The organism is Streptomyces sp. NPDC003720 (assembly GCF_042875075.1).
GTDB lineage: Bacteria > Actinomycetota > Actinomycetes > Streptomycetales > Streptomycetaceae > Streptomyces.
The window spans coordinates 47,878-67,762 of record NZ_JBIANZ010000016.1 but is presented as its reverse complement, the minus strand read 5'-3'; the positions used below and the strand labels follow the sequence as shown (position 1 = coordinate 67,762).

General features: G+C 71.0%; 12 protein-coding genes. 3 read left to right on the top strand and 9 right to left on the bottom strand.

Features of this window, described 5'->3' with window-relative positions:
* The first annotated feature begins 8 nt into the window (after positions 1-8).
* Complete coding sequence (locus tag ACFYU0_RS33640) at positions 9-698, top strand: TetR/AcrR family transcriptional regulator (RefSeq protein WP_389306122.1); 690 nt, start codon at positions 9-11, stop codon at positions 696-698.
* Positions 699-715: 17 nt separating this feature from the next.
* Here ACFYU0_RS33640 and ACFYU0_RS33635 read toward each other — a convergent pair whose 3' ends face one another.
* The 7 genes from ACFYU0_RS33635 to ACFYU0_RS33605 form a co-directional block, all read right to left on the bottom strand.
* Complete coding sequence (locus ACFYU0_RS33635) at positions 716-1,078, bottom strand: 5-carboxymethyl-2-hydroxymuconate Delta-isomerase (protein ID WP_389306120.1); 363 nt, start codon at positions 1,076-1,078, stop codon at positions 716-718.
* Between the two features lie 31 nt (positions 1,079-1,109).
* Complete coding sequence (gene pulA, locus ACFYU0_RS33630; RefSeq protein WP_389306118.1) at positions 1,110-6,515, bottom strand: pullulanase-type alpha-1,6-glucosidase; 5,406 nt, start codon at positions 6,513-6,515, stop codon at positions 1,110-1,112.
* A gap of 191 nt (positions 6,516-6,706) precedes the next feature.
* Positions 6,707-8,080, bottom strand: coding sequence for an alpha-amylase family protein (locus tag ACFYU0_RS33625; protein ID WP_389306116.1), 1,374 nt, complete (start codon positions 8,078-8,080; stop codon positions 6,707-6,709).
* Positions 8,081-8,234: 154 nt separating this feature from the next.
* The gene (locus ACFYU0_RS33620) at positions 8,235-9,920 is read right to left on the bottom strand and encodes a glycoside hydrolase family 13 protein (RefSeq protein WP_389306114.1); all 1,686 of its coding nucleotides are present in this window, start codon (positions 9,918-9,920) and stop codon (positions 8,235-8,237) included.
* 193 nt (positions 9,921-10,113) lie between these two features.
* On the bottom strand, positions 10,114-11,034 hold the full coding sequence (locus ACFYU0_RS33615) for an ABC transporter permease subunit (protein ID WP_351670593.1): 921 nt from the start codon (positions 11,032-11,034) through the stop codon (positions 10,114-10,116).
* Positions 11,035-11,047: 13 nt separating this feature from the next.
* Positions 11,048-12,052 carry a sugar ABC transporter permease gene (locus tag ACFYU0_RS33610; protein ID WP_351670590.1) on the bottom strand — a complete coding sequence of 335 codons (1,005 nt, stop codon included), beginning with the start codon at positions 12,050-12,052 and terminating at the stop codon, positions 11,048-11,050.
* A 100-nt stretch (positions 12,053-12,152) separates the two neighbouring features.
* Complete coding sequence (locus tag ACFYU0_RS33605; RefSeq protein ID WP_351670587.1) at positions 12,153-13,424, bottom strand: extracellular solute-binding protein; 1,272 nt, start codon at positions 13,422-13,424, stop codon at positions 12,153-12,155.
* Positions 13,425-13,872: 448 nt separating this feature from the next.
* On the opposite strand from ACFYU0_RS33605, the gene ACFYU0_RS33600 reads away from it, so the two are divergent.
* On the top strand, positions 13,873-14,907 hold the full coding sequence (locus ACFYU0_RS33600) for a LacI family DNA-binding transcriptional regulator (RefSeq protein WP_389306111.1): 1,035 nt from the start codon (positions 13,873-13,875) through the stop codon (positions 14,905-14,907).
* Positions 14,908-14,993: 86 nt separating this feature from the next.
* On the top strand, positions 14,994-15,857 hold the full coding sequence (locus ACFYU0_RS33595; protein WP_389306109.1) for a phosphatase PAP2 family protein: 864 nt from the start codon (positions 14,994-14,996) through the stop codon (positions 15,855-15,857).
* Here the strand turns inward: ACFYU0_RS33595 and ACFYU0_RS33590 are convergent.
* Positions 15,839-18,841: a bifunctional [glutamine synthetase] adenylyltransferase/[glutamine synthetase]-adenylyl-L-tyrosine phosphorylase gene (locus ACFYU0_RS33590; RefSeq protein WP_389306107.1), complete on the bottom strand. Its 3,003-nt coding sequence runs from the start codon at positions 18,839-18,841 to the stop codon at positions 15,839-15,841. The genes ACFYU0_RS33595 and ACFYU0_RS33590 overlap by 19 nt on opposite strands.
* A 146-nt stretch (positions 18,842-18,987) precedes the next feature.
* Entirely contained in the window at positions 18,988-19,875 is an 888-nt protein-coding gene (locus ACFYU0_RS33585; protein ID WP_389306105.1) for a DUF72 domain-containing protein, read from the bottom strand.
* Positions 19,876-19,885: the final 10 nt, after the last annotated feature.

Genomic DNA, 19,885 nt, shown 5'->3' with positions numbered 1-19,885 from the left:
GTGTTCGTATGACTACCGGGGTTCGCCGCAGGATGGGCGTGGAGGAGCGGCGGCAGCAGCTGATCGGTGTCGCCCTGGACCTGTTCAGCAGGCGCTCGCCGGACGAGGTCTCCATCGACGAGATAGCGGCCGCCGCGGGTATCTCGCGCCCGCTGGTCTACCACTACTTCCCCGGCAAACTCAGCCTGTACGAGGCCGCGTTGAAGCGCGCCTCGGAGGATCTGGCGAGCCGCTTCGCCGAGCCGCACGAAGGCCCGCTCGGCGCCCGGCTGCTGCGGGTGATGCGCCGCTACTTCGACTTCGTGGACGAGCACGGCCCGGGCTTCTCGGCGCTCATGCGCGGCGGCCCGGCGGTGGGCTCCTCCACCACCAACGCGCTGATCGACTCGGTGCGCCAGGCCGCGTACGAGCAGATGCTCGCGCACCTCGGCGTCACCGACGCTCCCCCGCGCCTGGAACTGGTCGTCCGGAGCTGGATCTCGCTGGCCGAGGCGACGGCGCTGATCTGGCTGGACGGCCGGCGCGTCCCGCGTGCCGAACTGGAGGTCCAGCTCGTGCACGACTTCGCCGCCCTGGCCGCCGTCAGCGCCGCCCACGACGCGGACATGGGGCGGCTGCTGCGCACGATGGTGCGGAACGAACCGGCCGACGGCCCCTTCGCGGAGCTCGTCGGCCGGCTCATCGCCCTGGCCTCCTAGGCCGGGGCGCCAGATCCTTACCGGTCGAACTTCCGGTAGGAGGGGTCGAGGTCGCGGACCTCGGCGGACCCGTGCACGCGCGGGCCCCCTTCGCCGATGTGCTCACCGAGCAGTTCCAGCACGGCCTCGGTGAGCCGTGCCTTCGTCTCGTCGCTGCGGCCGGCGAGGAGCCCGATGGTCACGTGCACGATCGCGTGCCCGTGGTCCGCCGGGTCCTCGTACCCGTACGCCGTGTGCGCGCTCGGCCGGAACTGCGTCTTGCAGGCCTCCGGCTTCGCCGTCGCGATCCCGACGGTCGCCTCGTGCAGCGCCCGCGCGAAGCCGGCGCGGTCGAAGGCGTCCTCCAGCGTTCCGGAGTAGTCGACGGTGATCTGCGGCATGAGCACTCCTGTTCTCGGCGTCGGCCCGACCCTACTCGGCCGGCCGGCTGAACACCGCCACGGTCCGCGCCGGGACGCTGAACGTGCCCGTACCGGTCGCGAAGGAGGCGGTCCTCACCACCGGGTCGGCGCCCTTGGCCTGCGCCGGGTGCAGCCGGAAGTGGCCGCCGGCGAGGGCGCCGATCCGCTGCTCCTGCCGCTGCGGGGTGGCGTTGAAGACGACGACCAGGTCACCGAGTCGCATGGTGATCACGCCGGGCGTCTCGTCCTTGCCCGACAGCGGGAAGGACAGCCGGTCCTGCACCTGTGCGGCCGTGCCGAGGGAGAAGGCCTTCTCCGAGGTACGGATGCGCAGCAGGTCCTGGTAGGCGGCCGAAGCACCGGTGATCTGCGGGCAGCCCACCTTCACCGTGCTCAGCAGCGGCTTGGCGTACGGCCACTTGGACTCGTTGTCGGCCGCCATGGGCAGTCCGCGCCCGAAGCCGTTGCCGTCCGCGCAGTTCCAGTGGATGGCGTTGAACCAGTCGCCGCTGTCGAAGGAGTTGCGGTCCAGCGACTTCGAGCGCAGCAGGTCGGTGCCCGCCTGGGAGAGCGCCGGGCCCTGCGAGAGGGCGGCCGTGGCCATCGCCAGGACCTGCATGCGGGCCCGGTCGGACGCGGAGGTGTCCTTGGGGAGCTTGTAGGTCAGGGCGTCGAACAGCGACTCGTTGTCGTGCGCGTCCACGTAGGCGAGGGCGTCGCCGGGCGCGGCCGCGTAACCCGCCGGGGCGCCGTTGTAGTCGATCTGGGCGCCGGTGACCTCCTTGCCGGCCGAGTCGGTGAAGCGGTACTTGGCGAGGTTGCCGCTCAGGCCGACCTTGATCAGGTCCTGGTAGTGCAGCAGCCGGGCCTTCTGCTCCGCCTCGGTGCCGTTGGCCGTGGAGGAGTTGGGGTCGGTGTACAGACCGGAGGCGAAGCCCTGGACGCCGGGGTCGGAGTCGAAGGGGCTGCCGCCGCGGACCGCGTCACGGGCCCGGTCGGAGAAGGTGGCGATGCCGGTGCCGGCCATGTTCTTCTGCGTGGCCTGCACGAAGCGCGCGTCGTCCGCGACCTCGCCGAAGTTCCAGCCCTCTCCGTACAGGATGATCTTCTTGCCGTCGACGCCGTCCTTCTTGACGGTCAGCGCGTCGAGGGCCTTGCGGACCGCGAGGATGTTGGCCTTCGGGTGGTGGCCCATGAGGTCGAAGCGGAAGCCGTCGACCTTGTACTCCTTGGCCCAGGTGACGATCGAGTCCACGACCAGCTTGCCCATCATCGCGTTCTCGGTCGCGGTGTTGGCGCAGCAGGTGCTGTTGGCGACCGAGCCGTCGGCGAGGAGCCGCTGGTAGTAGCCGGGCACGATCCGGTCCAGCACGCTGGTGTCGGCCTGGCCGCTGGCGGCCGTGTGGTTGTAGACGACGTCCATGACGACCCGCAGGCCATCCTGGTTGAGCGCCTGCACCATCTTCCGGAACTGGACGGTACGGGCGGTGCCGTCGGGGTCGGTGGCGTACGAGCCCTCGGGGACCGTGTAGTGGTACGGGTCGTAGCCCCAGTTGTAGGCGTCCTTTGCGGCGGTCTTCGCCACGCACTCCTGCTGCTTGTCGGAGTCGGCCGGGTAGGAGGCCAGGTCGCAGTCGGGGCTCGCCTGGTCGGCCTTCTTCTCGGGGATGGTGGCGATGTCGAAGGCCGGCAGCAGGTGCACGTACGAGGTGCCGGACTTCGCCAGCGCGCGCAGGTGCTTCGAGCCGTCGCTGTTCTTGTCGGTGAAGGCCAGGTAGGTGCCCTGGTCCTTGGCCGGGACCGTCTTGTCGGCGACCGAGTAGTCCCGGATGTGCAGCTCCTGGATCTGCGCGTCCTTCAGCGGCACCGCCTTGGGCTTGCTCAGCCCCGCCCAGCCGCTCGGGGAGAGGGACTTGTCGTTCAGGTCGACGACGAGGCTGCGCTCGGAGTCGGTGGTCAGGGCGACCGAGTACGGGTCGGTGACCTTGTTGGTGACCAGCTTGCGGACGCTGGGCGCCCACACCTTCACGACGTACCGGTAGGGCTTGCCCTTCCAGGACGCCGGGCCGGTGACGGACCAGACGCCGGTGGCGGCGTCGCGGTGCATCCTCACGGCCTTGCCGTCGAGGTCGAGGTGGACGCTCTGCGCGGTCGGCGCCCAGACGGCGAGCGTCGGCCTGCCGTCGTGGAAGGTCGGCCCGAGGGCGGCCTTCGTCGCAGCGGGGTACAGGTCGTCCAGCACCCCGGCGATCTGCACGCCGGTCGCGGCCAGCACGGCGCCGTTGGCGGCCCGCTGCGAGGCCACGAGCTGCCCGTTCAGGGCCGCGCGCACCCGGTCCCGGTCACGCGGGTCGACGGACCAGGCGGTGTAGTTCTTCAGGTGCGGGAACTTCGCCTTCTGGGCGTCGGTGAGCGCCGTCTTGGTCAGGCGCAGCCAGTGCTCGTCGTCGCTGGTCAGCGCCCCGTCCTTGACGGCGATGGAGCCGTGCGGGGAGTACAGGAGCTGGGTGGAGGCGGCGCCGTCGGCGCCGTTCCAGGCGACGGTGTCCCGGTCGATCCAGACCGCCTTGGAGGTGGTCAGGTCGAGGGCGGCGGCGCTGCCCGCGGGCTGCGGCAGCAGGTGCTGCTCCTGCCCGTTCAACAGCCACACCTCGTGCCCGTCGGCCTTGAGGTCGAGGGCCTGGTCGGTGGGGAGATCCTTGTCGTCGCCCTTGTGGATGATGTAGCTGAGGCTGGTGGCACCCTCGGTGAGGGGAACCTCGAAGACCGCGCCATAGGCGTCAGTCTTCACCGGCTTCAGGGGGTTCGACCAGTCGGTGGGGTTCGCGGCGCCCGTCCAGACGTGCAGGCCCCAGCCGTCGTAGTCGCCGTCGGCGCGGTGGTAGTGGACGACCGCCTTGGCGGTGTCCTGGGCCGGGTAGTCGGGCTTCTCGGTGAGTACGCCGTCCTTGCCCTGCTCGATCCAGACCTCACCCGTCCGGGTGACGTCGATGGACCGGTCGGCGGAGACGTCCTTGTTGCCGTCCTTGTCGATGACCAGGAAGCCGACGTTGGAGGCGCCGGGCTTGAGCTTGACGTAGGCGAAGGCGCCGTAGGCGTCGCGGCCGACGAAGGGGTGGCTGGCGGGCCAGTTCGTCGCCTCGCCGTCGGCGAGGTCGCCCCAGGCGTACAGGCCCCAGTCGGCGTAGTCGCCCTCGGTGCGCTTGTAGTGGACGACCGCGTAGTCGCGGGAGGAGGCCGTGGGGACCTCCGGGGCGGCCGGGGCGCCGGTGGTGCTGCTCGCGGTGGCGCTCGCGGTGTGTCCGGCCGAGTCGATCACGACCGCCTTGTAGCGCAGGGCGGTGCCGGCCGGCACGTCGTCCCCGATGGCCTGGGTGACCTTGTAGGGGGCGTGGTCGGCGGAGCCGAGCGTGCGCCACTTGCCGTTGCCGACCTGTGCGGCGAAGACGACGCGGTTGAGCCGCCCGCCCTCGACGTCCGCGCTCGGCTCGACGGTGCCGGTCGCCCCGGCGGCCGGTGCGGTCAGGGTGATGGCCGGCTTCGTGGCGGGCTTGGCGAGGGCGCCCGCGGCCCTGTAGACGACCGTGGCGCCGGCCGGGACGGTGACGGTGAGCCGGCGGTCGGCGTCGGAGGCGCGGGTGTCGTCGGCGCCGTAGACACCGCGGTAGGACATGCCGGCCGAACCGGTGGTGAAGGTCGCCGTCTTCGCCTCGTCGGCGTTGTTGAGGGCGACGACGTACTCCTGGCCGGTCTTCGCGTCCGTGCGGGTGAACGCGTAGACGCCGGCGCCGTCGGCGGCGTAGCGCTCGGTCTGGACCCCGTCGGTGAGCGCCGGGTTGGCCTTGCGGAGCTTCGCGAGGGCGGCGATCTGCCGGTACAGCGGGGCGCCGGTGTCGTAGGCGTCGCTCGCGTGGGTGCGGGCGGTGCCGATCTCGTCGTCGTCGAGGTAGTCGGCGACCTTCGAGGCGAACATCGTCTGGCGGGCGTCCTTGTCGCCGCCGGAGCCGGTGAAGCCCTGCTCGTCGCCGTAGTAGACGACCGGGTTGCCGCGGCTGAGGAACATCAGCTCGTTGGCGAGCTTGTCCTTCTTGAGGATCTCGGCGTCGGTGGCCTTGGGGTTGTCCTGCTTCAGGAAGTACCCGACGCGGCCCATGTCGTGGTTGCCGAGGAAGGTGACCTGCTCGTACGCGTTGGCCTTGTCGGTCGTGTACTTGTAGTCGTCACCGAAGACGCTCGCCAGCTTCCGCGCGCTGCCGCCCTGGGAGGCGTAGGCGCGGGCCGCGTCCTGGAAGGGGAAGTCGAGGGTGGCGTCCAGCCGGCCCTGGGTGACGTACGGGGAGGTGACGGAGGTGTCGGCGGAGTAGACCTCGCCGAACATGAAGAAGTTCTTCCGCCCGTGCGCGGCCGCGTAGGCGTCCAGCGCGGTCGCCCACTGGGTCCAGAAGTCCATGTCGACGTGCTTGACGGTGTCGATGCGGAAACCGTCGATGTCGTAGTCCCCGACCCACCGCTGGTAGATCTTCTCCATGCCCTTGACGACCTCGGGACGTTCGGTCCACAGGTCGTCGAGGCCGGAGAAGTCGCCGTAGGTGGTGGACTCGCCGGCGTACGTCGAGTCGCCCCGGTTGTGGTACATCGTCGGGTCGTTGAGCCAGGCCGGGACCTTGCTCCTGCTCGTGACCTTCGGGGTGTAGGGGAAGGAGCCGGCGTCGGTGGCCGGGAACTTCCGCGTGCCGTCGGCGTAGTCGGCGTCGTCGAAGGGCCTGCCGTCCTTCGTCAGGTACGGGAAGGCGCCCTTGGACAGGTAGCCGTAGGACTTCTCCCGGTAGTCGACGACGTCGGCGGTGTGGTTGGTGATGACGTCGAAGAAGACCTTCATGCCCTTGGCGTGCGCCTTGGAGATGAGGGTCGCGAGGTCCTTGTTGGTCCCGAAGTGCGGGTCGACCTGGGTGAAGTCGGTGATCCAGTAACCGTGGTAGCCGGCCGAGGCGTTGTCGCCGGCGCCCTGGACGGGACGGTTCTTGAAGATCGGCGCCATCCAGATGGAGGTGGTGCCGAGCCCCTTGATGTAGTCGAGCCGCTTGGTCAGGCCCTTGAGGTCACCGCCCTGGTAGAACCCCTTGTCGGTGGGGTCGTAGCCGGTGCTCAGGCGCGAGCCGGTGAGTCCGCCCTTGTCGTTGGAGGCGTCCCCGTTGGCGAAACGGTCCGGCATGACGAAGTAGAACTGCTCGCGCGTGTCGTCGTGCCGGGCGGCCTGGGCGGCCAGCGCGGCGTCGGAGGGAGGCGCGGGCGGTGTGTCCGCGTGGGCGGACACCGGCTGCACGAGGGCGGCGGCGAGGGCGGCTGCGGTCACGACCGCGGCCCTGCGCCGGTACGGGGTACGGCGCGTCGAGGGCGCCGGCCATCTCGGTATCACAGGCGGGAACTCCTAGCGATTACGGCTCTTCTGGGTCCGACCCCACGCCGCGGCTCGGCTCCGATGCCGGGCGCCCGCGCGACCGTACCGCCCGCGAAAGGGTTGCAGCAAGAGGCTTGAAAGCATCGGTAAGCAATTTCAACCGAGTTGGCCCGTGCCGCCGTGCGGGCGGCGGCACGGGCCTCATCGCGTCAGCAGCTCGACTTGCCGGCGTAGATGGCCAGGGCCGTGTTGGAGCCGAGGGTGGCCGAGAACTGGCCGCTGGAGTTCACGGTCACCGTGGTGTTGTTCTGGACGTTGCAGTAGCTGCCCGCGGGCAGCGAGGTCTGGTAGGTGCGGGTCAGCGTGGAGGACTCGTGGTTGATGGCCACGTAGCCCTTGCTTCCCCGGCCGAACGCGATCGCGTTGTTGCCGTTGTCCCACCAGTTGGTGACCGACTGGCCCCGGGTGGCGTTGCGGAAGGGGACCATGCCGATGATCTCCGGCCACTTGTGCTGGCACTTCCAGCCGTCCTGCCAGCAGGCGTTGACCTGGCCGCCGTTGGGCGGGCCGGCGTCCGCGTCGGACCACTCGTAGCCGGAGTTGACGTCCGGGGCGCCGTAGGGCCAGGCCAGCATGAAGACGTTGGCGAGGGTGTAGTTGGCGCCGCTCTTGTAGTTGAGGGTGGAGCCGTTGCGCTCGGTGTCGTGGTTGTCCACGAAGACGTCGGCACTGGCACTGCTCAGGTAGCCCCAGCCCTCGCCGTAGTTGCTGAGGTAGGCCAGCTTCTCGTTGTTGAAGACCCGCTTGAGGTCGTAGGCGTAGCGGAACTCCTGGACGTCGCCGTTGCCGGTGTACTCGGTGGGCTGGACGGCCTCGCCCGCGCCGTAGATGACCTCCTGCTTCCAGTAGGCGCCGGGGTTCGTCAGCCGCGACTTGATGTTGGCGAGGTCGGCGCTGTCGATGTGCTTGGCCGCGTCGATGCGGAAGCCGTCGACGCCCAGGGTGAGCAGGTCGTTCATGTAGCCGGCGATGGTCTTGCGGACGTAGTCCTCGCCGGTGTCGAGGTCGGCCAGCCCGACCAGTTCGCAGTGCTGGACGTTCCAGCGGTCCTGGTAGTTGCCGACCTGGGAGGTGCAGTCGTCGAAGTCGTAGGACGAGTACAGGCCCGGGTAGTTGTACTTCGTGTACGACGAGCCGCCGGTGCCGGTGCCGCTGCCCGCCGACATGTGGTTGATGACCGTGTCGACGACGACCTTCACGCCCGCCGAGTGGCAGGTGTTCACCATGTTCTGGAAGGCGGCGCGGTTGCCGAGGCGGCCGGCGATCTTGTAGCTGACGGGCTGGTACGAGGTCCACCACTGCGAGCCCTGTATGTGCTCGGCGGGCGGGGAGACCTGGACGTAGCCGTAGCCGGCGGGGCCGAGGGTGCTGGTGCACTCGCGGGCCACCGAGGCGTAGTTCCACTCGAAGAGCACCGCGGTGACGTCCTTGGCGCCGGGCGGGGACGCCTGTGCGGTCGTCGGGGTCATGACAAGGGCGGCGGCCGTGAGGGCGACCGCCGCGAAGAGGGTTCTGCGTGCCATGTGGGGTTCCTTCTTCATCGAAGGGTGTGGGGTACCGCCGATGGCGCTTGCTGAAATGTTTCAGCAAACTTGCGGTGACGCAGATGTTAAAGGCCCGCTGCCTGAAAGGCAGCGGGCCGGTGTGAAGTTGATGCAAGAGATTTCAGAGCGGGCGTCAGTCCGCCGCGGTCCACCAGACGGTGGTGTCCGCCGGCACCTTCGCCTCGCCGCCGGCCTCGGTCACCTCACCGCTGGCGAGCAGCACCCGGCCGTACGCCGGCATGGTCACCGACTCGCCGGTGGTGTTGGCGACGCACACGAACTCGCCGCGCCGGAAGGCCACCACGCCCTCCGGGGCCCGCAGCCACTCCACCGACTCGCCCGCGCCCAGACCGGGCTGGGAGCGGCGCAGGCTCAGCGCGGAGCGGTACAGCTCCAGCGTCGAACCGGGCACGCCGGTCTGCGCCTCCACGCTCAGTTCGGCCCAGCTCGCCGGCTGCGGCAGCCAGCTCCCGCCGCTGCCGAAGCCGTAGCTGGAGCCCTCGCGGGTCCACGGGATCGGCACCCGGCAGCCGTCGCGGAAGCCGTCCTGGCCGGCGCCCCGGAAGTACGCGGGGTCCTGGCGCACCTCGTCCGGGAGGTCCACCACGTCCGGCAGGCCCAGTTCCTCGCCCTGGTAGATGTACGCCGAGCCGGGCAGGGCGAGCATCAGGAGGGAGGCCGCGCGGGCCCGGCGCAGGCCGAGGTCGCGGTCGCCGGCGGTGCGGATCTGGGTGCCGAGGCCGGGCGGGTTGGCGAAGCGGGTGGCGTGCCGGGTGACGTCGTGGTTGGACAGGACCCAGGTGGCGGGGGCGCCGACCGGGCGCATCGCCTCCAGGGTGCGGTCGATCACGGTGCGCAGCTCGGCGGCGTCCCACTCGGTGCCCAGGTACTGGAAGTTGAAGGCCTGGTGCAGCTCGTCCGGGCGGACGTAGTTGGCCGTGCGCTCGACGGTCGGGGTCCACGCCTCGGCGACGAAGATGCGCTCGCCGGCGTATTCGTCGAGCACGGTGCGCCACTGGCGGTAGACCTCGTGCACGCCGTCCTGGTCGAAGAACGGCATGACATCGTTGCCCAGCAGCTTGAGCTGGTCGTGGGAGCCGAGGTCGGGCAGGCCCTCGGCCTTCACCAGGCCGTGGGCCACGTCGATGCGGAAGCCGTCCACGCCCATGTCCAGCCAGAAACGCAGGATGGAGCGGAACTCGTCGCCGACGGCCGGGTGCTCCCAGTTGAAGTCGGGCTGCTCGGGGGCGAACAGGTGCAGGTACCACTCGCCCGGGGTGCCGTCCGGCTCGGTCACCCGGGTCCACGCCGGGCCGCCGAAGATGGACTCCCAGTCGTTGGGCGGCAGTGCGCCGTCCTTCCCCTTGCCGGGGCGGAAGTGGTAGCGCTCGCGCAGCGGGGAGCCGGGGCCCTCGGCGAGGGCGCGCTTGAACCACTCGTGCTGGTCGGAGGAGTGGTTGGGGACCAGGTCGACGATGACCCGCAGGCCCAGCCCGTGGGCGTCGCGGATCAGGGCGTCGGCGTCGAGCAGGTTGCCGAACATGGGGTCGACGGCGCGGTAGTCCGCGACGTCGTAGCCCGCGTCCGCCTGCGGGGAGGCGTAGAAGGGGCTGAGCCACACGGCGTCGACACCGAGGTCGCGCAGGTACGGGAGGCGGGAGCGCACGCCCTCCAGGTCGCCCATGCCGTCGCCGTTGCTGTCGGCGAAGCTGCGCGGGTAGACCTGGTAGATGACCGCGTCCCGCCACCAGTCACGGCTGGTGGCGACGGTGGCGACGGCGGAGTCGGTGGCCGGGGCTGCAGAATTCTGCTGGCTCATGGCGTCCTTGATGCGGTGGGGGTCCCCCCTCCTGGGCGGGGCCCGGGCGTGGGGGAAGGGTCAATGATGGGCGTGGGTACGGCGGCGGGGCCGGTGCGCTGCGAGGCGGCCGCGGTGCCGGCGGGGTCGGATGGACACCGCGGCCGCCTACCCGCGCGCACTGCGGCGCGCGGGAGCATTCCTCCGGCGGGCGTCAGCCCTTGGTGCCGCCGGCGGTGAGGCCGGTGACGAGGTTCTTCTGCACGAGGTAGAAGAACGCGGACACGGGTATCGCGACCAGCACGGCGGTGGCCGCCATCAGGTTGCGCTGGGCGTCGTGCTCGCTGACGAAGCTCTGCAGACCGACGGCGAAGGTGTACTTGGTGTCGTCGAGCATGAACGTCGAGGCGAAGGCGACCTCACCGAACGCGGTGATGAAGTTGTAGAAGGCGGCGACCGCCAGGCCCGGCTTGGCGAGCGGCAGGATCAGCCGGAAGAAGGTGCCGAACGGGGTGAGGCCGTCGACCCGTCCCGCCTCGTCGATCTCGAACGGGATCGTGTCGAAGTAGCCCTTGAGCAGCCAGGCGCTGTAGGGCACCGCGGTCGAGCAGTAGACCAGGATCAGGCCCAGGTAGCTGTCGATGAGCTGCAGGTCCGAGAGGATCTGGTACATCGGCACGATGAGCACGGCGATCGGGAACATCTGGGTGACGAGCAGCACCCACATGAACTTCTTGTAGCCCGGGAAGCGCATCCTGGACACGGCGTAGCCGGTGGTGGCCGCGACGAAGACGCCGATGACCGTGGTGCCCAGCGAGACGATCAGCGAGCTCTTCATCCAGTCGAAGAAGCCGGTGTGCTGCAGGACGAACGAGTAGTTGCTGAACGTCATCTTGTGCCAGATGCCGCCCGGGTGCAGGTAGTCGTCCTTGTCCGGGCCGAGGGAGAGGAAGATCAGCCAGGCGATCGGGAACAGGGCGATCAGGCTCGCGACGGTGAGGATGCCGTGGGAGGCGAGGGCGGCCAGGGGGCGGCGCTTGCCCCGGCGGGGGGCCGGGCCGCGGTTCAGGGCCTCGAGGACCTGGGGGGTCACCGGCTTCTGGGCGGTGGCCTCGGGAGGTGTCGTGGTGCTCATGGGGACTCCTGCCTCAGATCGCGAGCTGCTGCTCGTTGCGGTTCAGCCAGCGGCGGTAGAACGAGGTGAAGACGATCAGAATGGCCAGCAGCAGGATGCCGTAGGCGGCCGACTGCGCGAAGTCACGCGGCTGCTGTCCGAAGCCCAGGTAGTAGGCCCAGGTGACGAGGATCTGTGCGTCCGGCGCCGTGTTGCCGAAGAGCAGGAAGATGACCGCGAACTGGTTGAACGTCCAGATGATGCCCAGCAGCACGACGGTGGAGCTGACCGACCGCAGGCCCGGCAGGGTGACGTAGCGGAAGCGCTGCCAGGAGTTCGCGCCGTCCATCTCGGCCGCCTCGTAGAGCGAGGAGTCGATGGACTGCAGGCCGCCGAGCAGGGAGACCATCATGAAGGGCACACCGCACCAGGTGTTGACCATGATGGCGGCGAACCGCTGCCAGAAGGTGTCCTCCAGCCACAGCGGGGCCGGCAGGTGCAGCGCGTCGAGCGCCGAGTTGATGATGCCCCCGTCGGCGAGCATGAAGCGCCAGCCGAAGACGGTGACGAAGGTGGGCACGGCCCACGGCAGGATGAGGATCAGCCGGTAGAAGGTGCGGCCGCGCAGCTTCTGGTTGAGCAGCAGGGCGAGGCCCAGGCCGATGCAGTAGTGCAGCGCGACGCAGAGGACGGTCCAGGCGATCGTCCAGATGAAGTGCGACCAGAAGCGGTCGTACGCCGTCGGGCCGAACAGGATGTCCTTGTAGTTGTCGAGCCCGATGAACTTGTAGGTGGCGTCGATGTGGTTGACGCCGATGGTGCGGGCGGTGTTCAGGCTGTTGGCGTCGGTGAGCGTCAGGTACAGGCCGTACACCAGCGGGTAGATCACCAGCGCGCCCAGCACGACCGCCACCGGGGCGATCATCGCGTACGCGTACCAGTGTTTCTGGTAGCCACTCTTGATGCGCCGGCCCAGCCCGGGCCGAGGCGCGCGGTCACCGCGGCGCTTGCCGGTCGCGCGGTCGATGGCGACTGTCATGGTTCGACACCTTCTGGAAGATCAGGGTTGGGCCGGGCACAGGGCGGCGGCCGCCGGATCCTTCCCCCCTTCGAGGAGAGGATCCGGCGGCCACCCGGGCTCACTTGCTGAAGTCGGGCACCAGCTTGGCGACGGCCAGCTCGGCGTTGCTCAGGCCCTTGTCCAGCGACTCCTTGCCACCCGCGATCTTGGGCAGCTCGGTGTCCAGCGGACCCCACAGGGAGCTGTACTCGGGCAGCGCCGGGCGGGGCTGGGCGGCGGAGAGGACGCCCTGGTAGCCGGCGATGCCGGGGTCGGCCTTGACCTGGTCGGTGTAGGCGTCGCCGCGGGTCGGCAGGGTGGAGTTCTTCAGGGCGATGGTCTCCTGGGACTTCGCCGAGGTCATGAACTTCACGAACTTCAGCGCCGCGGCCTGGTGGGCCTTGTCGGAGCCGGCGTAGACCGAGAGGTTGTGGCCGCCGGTCGGGGCGCCCGCCTTGCCGGACGAGCCGGCCGGGACGGTGGCGATGCCGAGGTTGCTCTTGTCCTTGAAGGCGCTGCCCTTGTAGAAGTTCGTGATCTCCCAGGGGCCCTGGATGATCGCGGCGACCTTGCCGTTGACGAACGCGTCCTGGATGTGGGCGTACGCGTCGGCGGTGGTGTCGGCCTTGTGCAGGCCCTTGCCGGAGAACAGGCTCAGCCAGGTGCCGTAGGCCTTCTTGGCGGCCGGCGAGTTCACCGTGACCTTCTTGGCGGCGGCGTCGACGGTGTCGGTGCCCTCGCCGTACAGGAAGGACTGGGCGTAGTAGGCCTGGGTGGAGCCCCAGTAGCCGGGCACGCCCGCCTTGGCCTGGACCTTGGCGGCGTCGGACTTCAGCTCGTCCCAGGTCTTGGGGGCCTCGGTGATGCCGGCCTTCTTGAAGAGGGCCTTGTTGTAGACCAGGGCGAGGGTGTCGGTGACCAGCGGCGCGCCGTAGGTCTTGCCCTCGTACTGGGCCTGCTTGATCAGGTTCGGCTCGAACTTGGCCTGGTCGGCCAGGGCGTCGGTGCCGTCCAGCGGCAGGAAGTAGCCCTTCTTGGCGAAGGCCGGGGTCCAGCCGACCTCGGAGCGCAGCACGTCCGGGGCGCCCTTGGAGCCGGCCGCCGTGTCGAACTTGTTCTGCGCCTGGTCGAAGGGCACGTTGACGTACTTGACCTTGACGTCCTTGTTGGCAGCCTCGAACTGCTGGACCAGGGCCTTGTACGTCGGTGCCTCGTTGGTGGCGTTGGAGGTGTCCCACCAGGTGATGGTGACCGGGCCGTCCGACTTGCTGTCGCTGTCGCCACCGCCGCACGCCGTCGCCGCCAGGGCGAGGGACGCCACCAGCGCGGAGGCCGCTATGCCACGCCGCATGAGTTCTCCTTGAGGGTTAAAGCCCGTGTGATGCAGGGGCGGTCCCGTCCGCCGGCCCTGCTGTCTTGCCGACTGCGCCGTTGCCGCGGCCGGGCGACCAGGAACGTAACAGCGATGTAAGCCCCGCGAAAGACCTTGCAGCAAAAAAGTGCAAGAGAACACGAGGGTTACCTCGCCGTGACCTGCGCTAGATCCCACCGAAACCCTGATCCGTCGCCGGTACGCGGGTTGACGGACACTTGTGCAAGACTCTGCAAGGCCTTGCCATCCGTCTCCGTCGCCGGAATCATCCCCTTGCGAGCGGACACCGGCTCGACAAGGACCTCACAAGGGACCGTGAAGGACGAGGAGCGCGATGAGGCAGCAATCCACCGCAGGCCGATCAGCCGCCCGCGCACGGCGTCCCGTCGGTGTGCAAGGAGGAGTCCGGCCGGTACAGTCCGGTGCCGTGACCACAAGGCTTGCGGACATCGCTGCGCAGGCGGGGGTGAGCGAAGCGACCGTCAGCCGCGTTCTCAACGGCAAGCCGGGCGTCGCGGCCACCACCCGCCAGTCCGTGCTGGCCGCGCTGGACGTGCTCGGCTACGAGCGTCCGGTGCGGCTGCGGCAGCGCAGCGAGGGGCTCGTGGGGCTGATCACCCCCGAGCTGGAGAACCCGATATTCCCGGCCCTGGCCCAGGTCATCGGCCAGGCGCTGACCCGGCAGGGCTACACCCCGGTGCTCGCCACCCAGACCCCGGGCGGGTCGACGGAGGACGAGCTGACCGAGATGCTGGTGGACCGCGGGGTGGCCGGGATCATCTACGTCTCGGGGCTGCACGCCGACACCACCGCCGACATGCAGCGCTACGAGCGGCTGCGCGCGCAGGGCGTCCCGTTCGTGCTGGTGGACGGGTTCTCGCCGAAGGTGCAGGCGCCGTTCATCTCGCCGGACGACCGGGCCGCGATGTCGCTGGCCGTGACGCACCTGGCGTCGCTGGGCCACACCCGGATCGGGCTGGCGCTCGGCCCGAAGCGGTTCGTGCCGGTGCAGCGCAAGATCGAGGGCTTCGTGCGCGCGGTGCAGGAACAGCTCGGGCTCCCCGCGCAGACGGTGGAGACCGAGCTCATCCAGCACTCGCTGTACACCCTGGAGGGCGGCCAGGCGGCCGCGACCGCGCTGATCGGGCGGAACTGCACGGCGGTGGTCTGCGCGAGCGACATGATGGCGCTCGGCGCGATACGGGCCGCCAGGCAGCTCGGCCTGGAGGTGCCCCGGGACATCTCGGTGGTGGGCTTCGACGACTCCCCGCTGATCGCGTTCACCGACCCGCCGCTGACCACGGTCCGCAAGCCGGTCCCGGCGATGGGCCAGGCGGCGGTGCGCACGCTGCTGGAGGACATCGGCGGGACGCCTGCGCCGCACAGCGAGTTCGTGTTCATGCCCGAGCTGGTGGTGCGCGGTTCGACCGCCTCCGCCCCGGGGGACCGCGCCCGCGGCTGAGCCCCGCGCGGGCCGCAGGACGTGCGGCCGGGAACCGGGCTTGGGATGATCTGTCGGAGAAGTCTTTTCTGGCAGACTGCGTGGCTATGAGTGACTCGACCGTGACAGAGCCGGAAGGTCGCGAGGAGGTGGCCGTTCCGCGGGCCGTCACGGGCGAGGACAGACAGGGTCGTCGGCGCGGCCTGCGCAGTCCGCGCCGGCCCCGGCTGTGGTTCGAGATCCTGCTGATCGCGGTGAGTTACTGGACGTACTCCCTGATCCGCAACGCGGTCCCGGAGCAGCGGGCGAAGGCGCTGCGCAACGCCGACTGGGTCTGGCGGGCCGAGCACCAGGCCGGCATCGCCGTCGAGCAGTCCGTCAACCATGCCGCCAACGCGGTGACTTGGCTGATCGTCGGGATGAACTACTACTACGCCACGCTGCACTTCGTCATCACCATCGGTGTGCTGGTGTGGCTCTACCGCCGGCATCCCGGGCGCTACGCGGCGACCCGGCTGGCGCTGTTCGCGACGACGGGCGCCGCGCTGGCCGGCTACTACCTGTTCCCGCTGGCCCCGCCCCGACTGATGCACGGCGGGCGCTTCGTCGACACGGTGATGGTGCACCACACCTGGGGTTCGATGGCCTCGGGCGACCTGAAGCACATGTCGAACCAGTACGCGGCGATGCCGTCGATGCACATCGGCTGGTCGCTGTGGTGCGGTCTGACGGTCTTCGCGCTGGCGTCGGTGCCGTGGGTGCGGGTGCTGGGACTGGTGTACCCGGCGGTGACCCTGCTGGTGATCGTCGCCACCGCCAACCACTTCTGGGTGGACGCGGTGGGCGGGGCCGTCTGCCTGGCCTTCGGCTTCACGGTGGCCCGCCTCTGGTACGGCAGCCTGCCGTACGGGCTGCCGCGCAGGCCGGCGCCGTCCCGGGCCGCCGCGCGGGCTCAGGCGCCGTCCGCGTAGAACTGCTGCTCCACGACCGTGCGCGCCCTGCGCGTGGTGCGGCGGTACGCGTCCAGCATGTCCCCGACATGCCCGGAGCCGTAACCGAGGTAGCGGCCGACGGCGGCGAGTTCGCGCGGCTCGGTGGGGAACGTGTCGCCGGCCCGGCCGCGGACCAGCATGACCGCGTTGCGCACCCGGGTGGCCAGCACCCACGCCTCGTCCAGCACGGCGGTGTCCTCGGCGGAGAGCAGCCCGGCCTCCCGGGCGGCGGCCAGGGCCGCACGGGTGCGGGTGGTGCGCAGGCCGGGGACCTGCGCGCCGTGCCGGAGCTGGAGCAGCTGCACGGTCCACTCGACGTCGGACAGACCGCCGGGGCCGAGCTTGGTGTGCAGCTTGGGGTCGGCGCCGCGCGGCAGCCGCTCGGACTCCATGCGGGCCTTGAGCCGGCGGATCTCCCGGACCGCGTCCTCGCCGAGCCCCGCCTCGGGGTGGCGCAGCGGGTCGATCAGCTCGATGAAGCGGCGGCCGAGGTCGGCGTCGCCGGCGACCGGCTCGGCCCGCAGCAGCGCCTGCGACTCCCAGACCAGGGACCAGCGGCGGTAGTAGGCCGCGTACGACTTCAGGGTGCGCACCAGCGGTCCGGACTTGCCCTCGGGACGCAGACCGGCGTCGATGAGCAGCGGCGGGTCGGCGCTGGGGAGCTGCAGCAGCCGGCGCATCTCGGCGACGACCTTGTTGGCGGCCGCCGCGGCCTCCTGCTCGGCGACGCCGTCCTGCGGTTCGTGCACGAACAGCACGTCCGCGTCGGAGCCGTAGCCCAGTTCGTTCCCGCCGAAGCGGCCCATGGCGATGATCGCGAACCGGGTCGGCAGGGTGTCGCCCCAGCCCTCGCGGACCACCGCGCGCAGGGTGCCGGCCAGGGTGGCGGCGGTCAGGTCGGAGACCGCGGCGCCGACCCGGTCCACCAGGGCGCCCTGGTCGGCCTCGGCGTCGCTGGTCTCGGTGCCGTAGGAGCCGACGATGTCCGCGGCGGCCGTGCGGAACAGCTCGCGGCGGCGGACGCCGCGGGCCGCGGTGACGCCCTGGGCGGCGTTCTCCGCGCGGCGGACGGCGGCCAGCACCTCCTGTTCGAGCTGCCCGCGCTCGCGCGGCTCCAGGCCGGCGCCGCGGTCGCCGTCGCCGAGCAGCGCGACCGCCTCGGGGGCGCGCATCAGCAGGTCGGGGGCGAGACGGCCGGCGGACAGGACGCGGGCCAGGTTCTCGGCGGCCGCGCCCTCGTCCCGCAGGAGCCGCAGGTACCAGGGGGTCTTGCCGAGGGCGTCGGAGACCTTGCGGAAGTTGAGCAGACCGGCGTCCGGGTCGGCGGAGTCGGCGAACCAGCCGAGCAGGACGGGCAGCAGGGTGCGCTGGATGGCGGCCTTGCGGGTCACCCCGGAGGCGAGGGCCTCCAGGTGGCGCAGGGCGGCGGCCGGGTCGGCGTAGCCGAGGGCCACCAGGCGCTCGCGGGCCGCCTCGGCGCTGAGCCGGGTCTCGCCGGGTGCGAGCTGGGCCACCGCGTCGAGCAGCGGCCGGTAGAAGAGCTTCTCGTGCAGCCGCCGTACGACGCCGGCGTGCCGCTTCCACTCGCGCTGCAGGCTGGTCACCGGGTCGGTGCGCAGGCCCAGTGAGCGGCCGAGGCGGCGCAGGTCGTCCTCCGCCTCGGGGACGAGGTGGGTGCGGCGCAGCCGGTAGAGCTGGATGCGGTGCTCCATGGAACGCAGGAAGCGGTAGGCCTCGTCGAGCCGGGCGGCGTCCTCGCGGCCCACGTAGCCGCCGGCCGCGAGGGCCCGCAGCGCGTCCAGGGTGGTGCCGCTGCGCAGGGTGGCGTCGGTGCGGCCGTGCACGAGCTGCAGGAGCTGTACGGCGAACTCGACGTCCCGCAGGCCGCCCGGGCCGAGCTTGAGCTGGCGGTCGAGTTCGGCGGCGGGGATGTTCGCGATGACCCGGCGGCGCATCCGCTGCACGTCGGCGACGAAGTTCTCCCGTTCGGCGGCCTGCCAGACCAGGGGGCCGAGGGCGTCGGCGTAGGCCTTCCCCAGCTCGGCGTCGCCGGCCACCGGGCGGGCCTTGAGCAGGGCCTGGAACTCCCAGGTCTTGGCCCAGCGCTGGTAGTAGGCGAGGTGGCTGCTGAGGGTGCGCACCAGGGGGCCGTTGCGGCCCTCGGGGCGCAGATTGGCGTCGACGGGCCAGATGGAGCCCTCGACGGTGGTCTCCGAGCAGATCCGCATCATGTGCGAGGCGAGCTTGGTGGCGGATCTGAGCGCCTTGTCCTCGTCCGTGCCGTCGGCCGCCTCGGCCACGAAGATCACGTCGACGTCGGACACGTAGTTCAGCTCGTGGCCGCCGCACTTGCCCATCGCGATCACCGCGAGACGGCAGGCGGCGGCGTCCTCCGGGGCGGCCCGCCGGGCCTGCGCCAGGGCGGCGCGCAGGGTGGCGGTGGCGAGGTCGGCGAGCTCGGCGGCGGTGTCGGCGACGTCGATGGTGCCGCAGACGTCCCGGGCGGCGATGGACAGCAGGCAGCGGCGGTAGGCCACGCGCAGGGAGACGGGGTCGGTGGCCTCTGCGAGGCCCCGCTCGAACTCCTCCACGCCGGGGTGCAGGTCCCGGGGCTCGTAGGTGACCAGTGCCTGCCAGTCGCCGGCGTGCCGGGCGAGGTGGTCGGCGAGGGCGGCGGAGGCGCCGAGGACGCCGAGCAGGCGGTCGCGCAGCGGCTTGGCCGCGGTCAGGGTGTCCAGCAGCTCGCGGCGGGCGGTCGGGGCGGGCTGCGCCTCCAGGAGCCGGGCCAGTCCTTCCAGTGCGAGGTCGGGGTCGGCGGTGGCGCCGAGGGCCTCCAGCAGCACCGGGTCGTCGCGCACCGGCGCCAGCTCGACGCCGTCCAGGAGGCGCTCGGCGGCGGACGGGTCGGTGAAGCCGTGCCGAAGCAGCCGCGTGAAGGTACTGCTCCTGCGCCCCGGCGTCATGCCCGGCCTCCCCTGCGATCAGTGCACCTCATCCTGCGCCGAGCCTAACCGCACCGGGGCCGGGGCCGCCTGATACGAACGACGCGGGTGCCTGCGGCGCCCCCGCCCCGCCGAGCCCGGCCGGCGGCACACGGCTGGGCCCTCGCTCAGGTCGGCTCGTGGCAGGTGGGGGTCGGCTGGTGCGGGACCGTGGCGTGCAGCAGGCCCCGCATGGTCTCCGCCGCCCTCGCCGCCGCGTCCGCGCAGCAGTTGTTGAACAGCAGGTGCACCTCTTCGGTGCGGGCCGCGAGCGCGCGGACGCGGGGCAGCCAGCCGGCGAGTTCCCGTTCGGTGTAGCCGTGCCGGAAGCGGTCCTCTTTGCTGCCGGTGCCCCAGTGCGGGCTGCGGCCGTGGAAGCGGACGACCGCCAGGCGGGCGGTGGTCACCGGCGCGACGGGGGGCATGGAGGTGGGCAGGCCCTGCACGGTGTCGACGGCGACGGCGGTGGCGTCGAGGTCGGCGAGCAGCGCGGTCGTGGCGCGTTCCCGGTCCGCCCGCCACCAGCCGGGGTCACGGAACTCGACGGCGAAGGGCCAGTCGCGGGCTCGTTCACGGCAGTTGCGGAGGAAGGCCTCGGCGGACGGGCCCGGGGCGAGGGAGGGCGGGAACTGGAAGAGCAGGGTGCCCAGGCGGCCGGACGCGCGCAGCGGCTCGAGCGCCTCGGCGTAGCGGGCCCACACCTCGTCCAGCAGGCCGTCGTCGCGGGCGCGGCCCCGTAGGTCGGCGGGCAGTGCGGCCGGACGGGTGGGGTGGCCGGTGAGCAGCGAGTGCGCCTTGACGTCGAAGCGGAATCCGGCCGGAGTGCGCTCCGCCCACAGCCGGGTGGTGCCGGGGCTGGGGAGCGCGTAGTACGGCGAGTCGGCCTCGACCACGGGGAAGCGGCCGGCGTAGTACCGCAGCCGGCCCTCGGTGTCCCGGTGGCCGCGCGGGTACCAGCCGCTCGTCACCAGTGCCCGGTCGGTCCAGCCGCAAGTGCCCACGTGAATACGCGTCATGGGCGCGTGG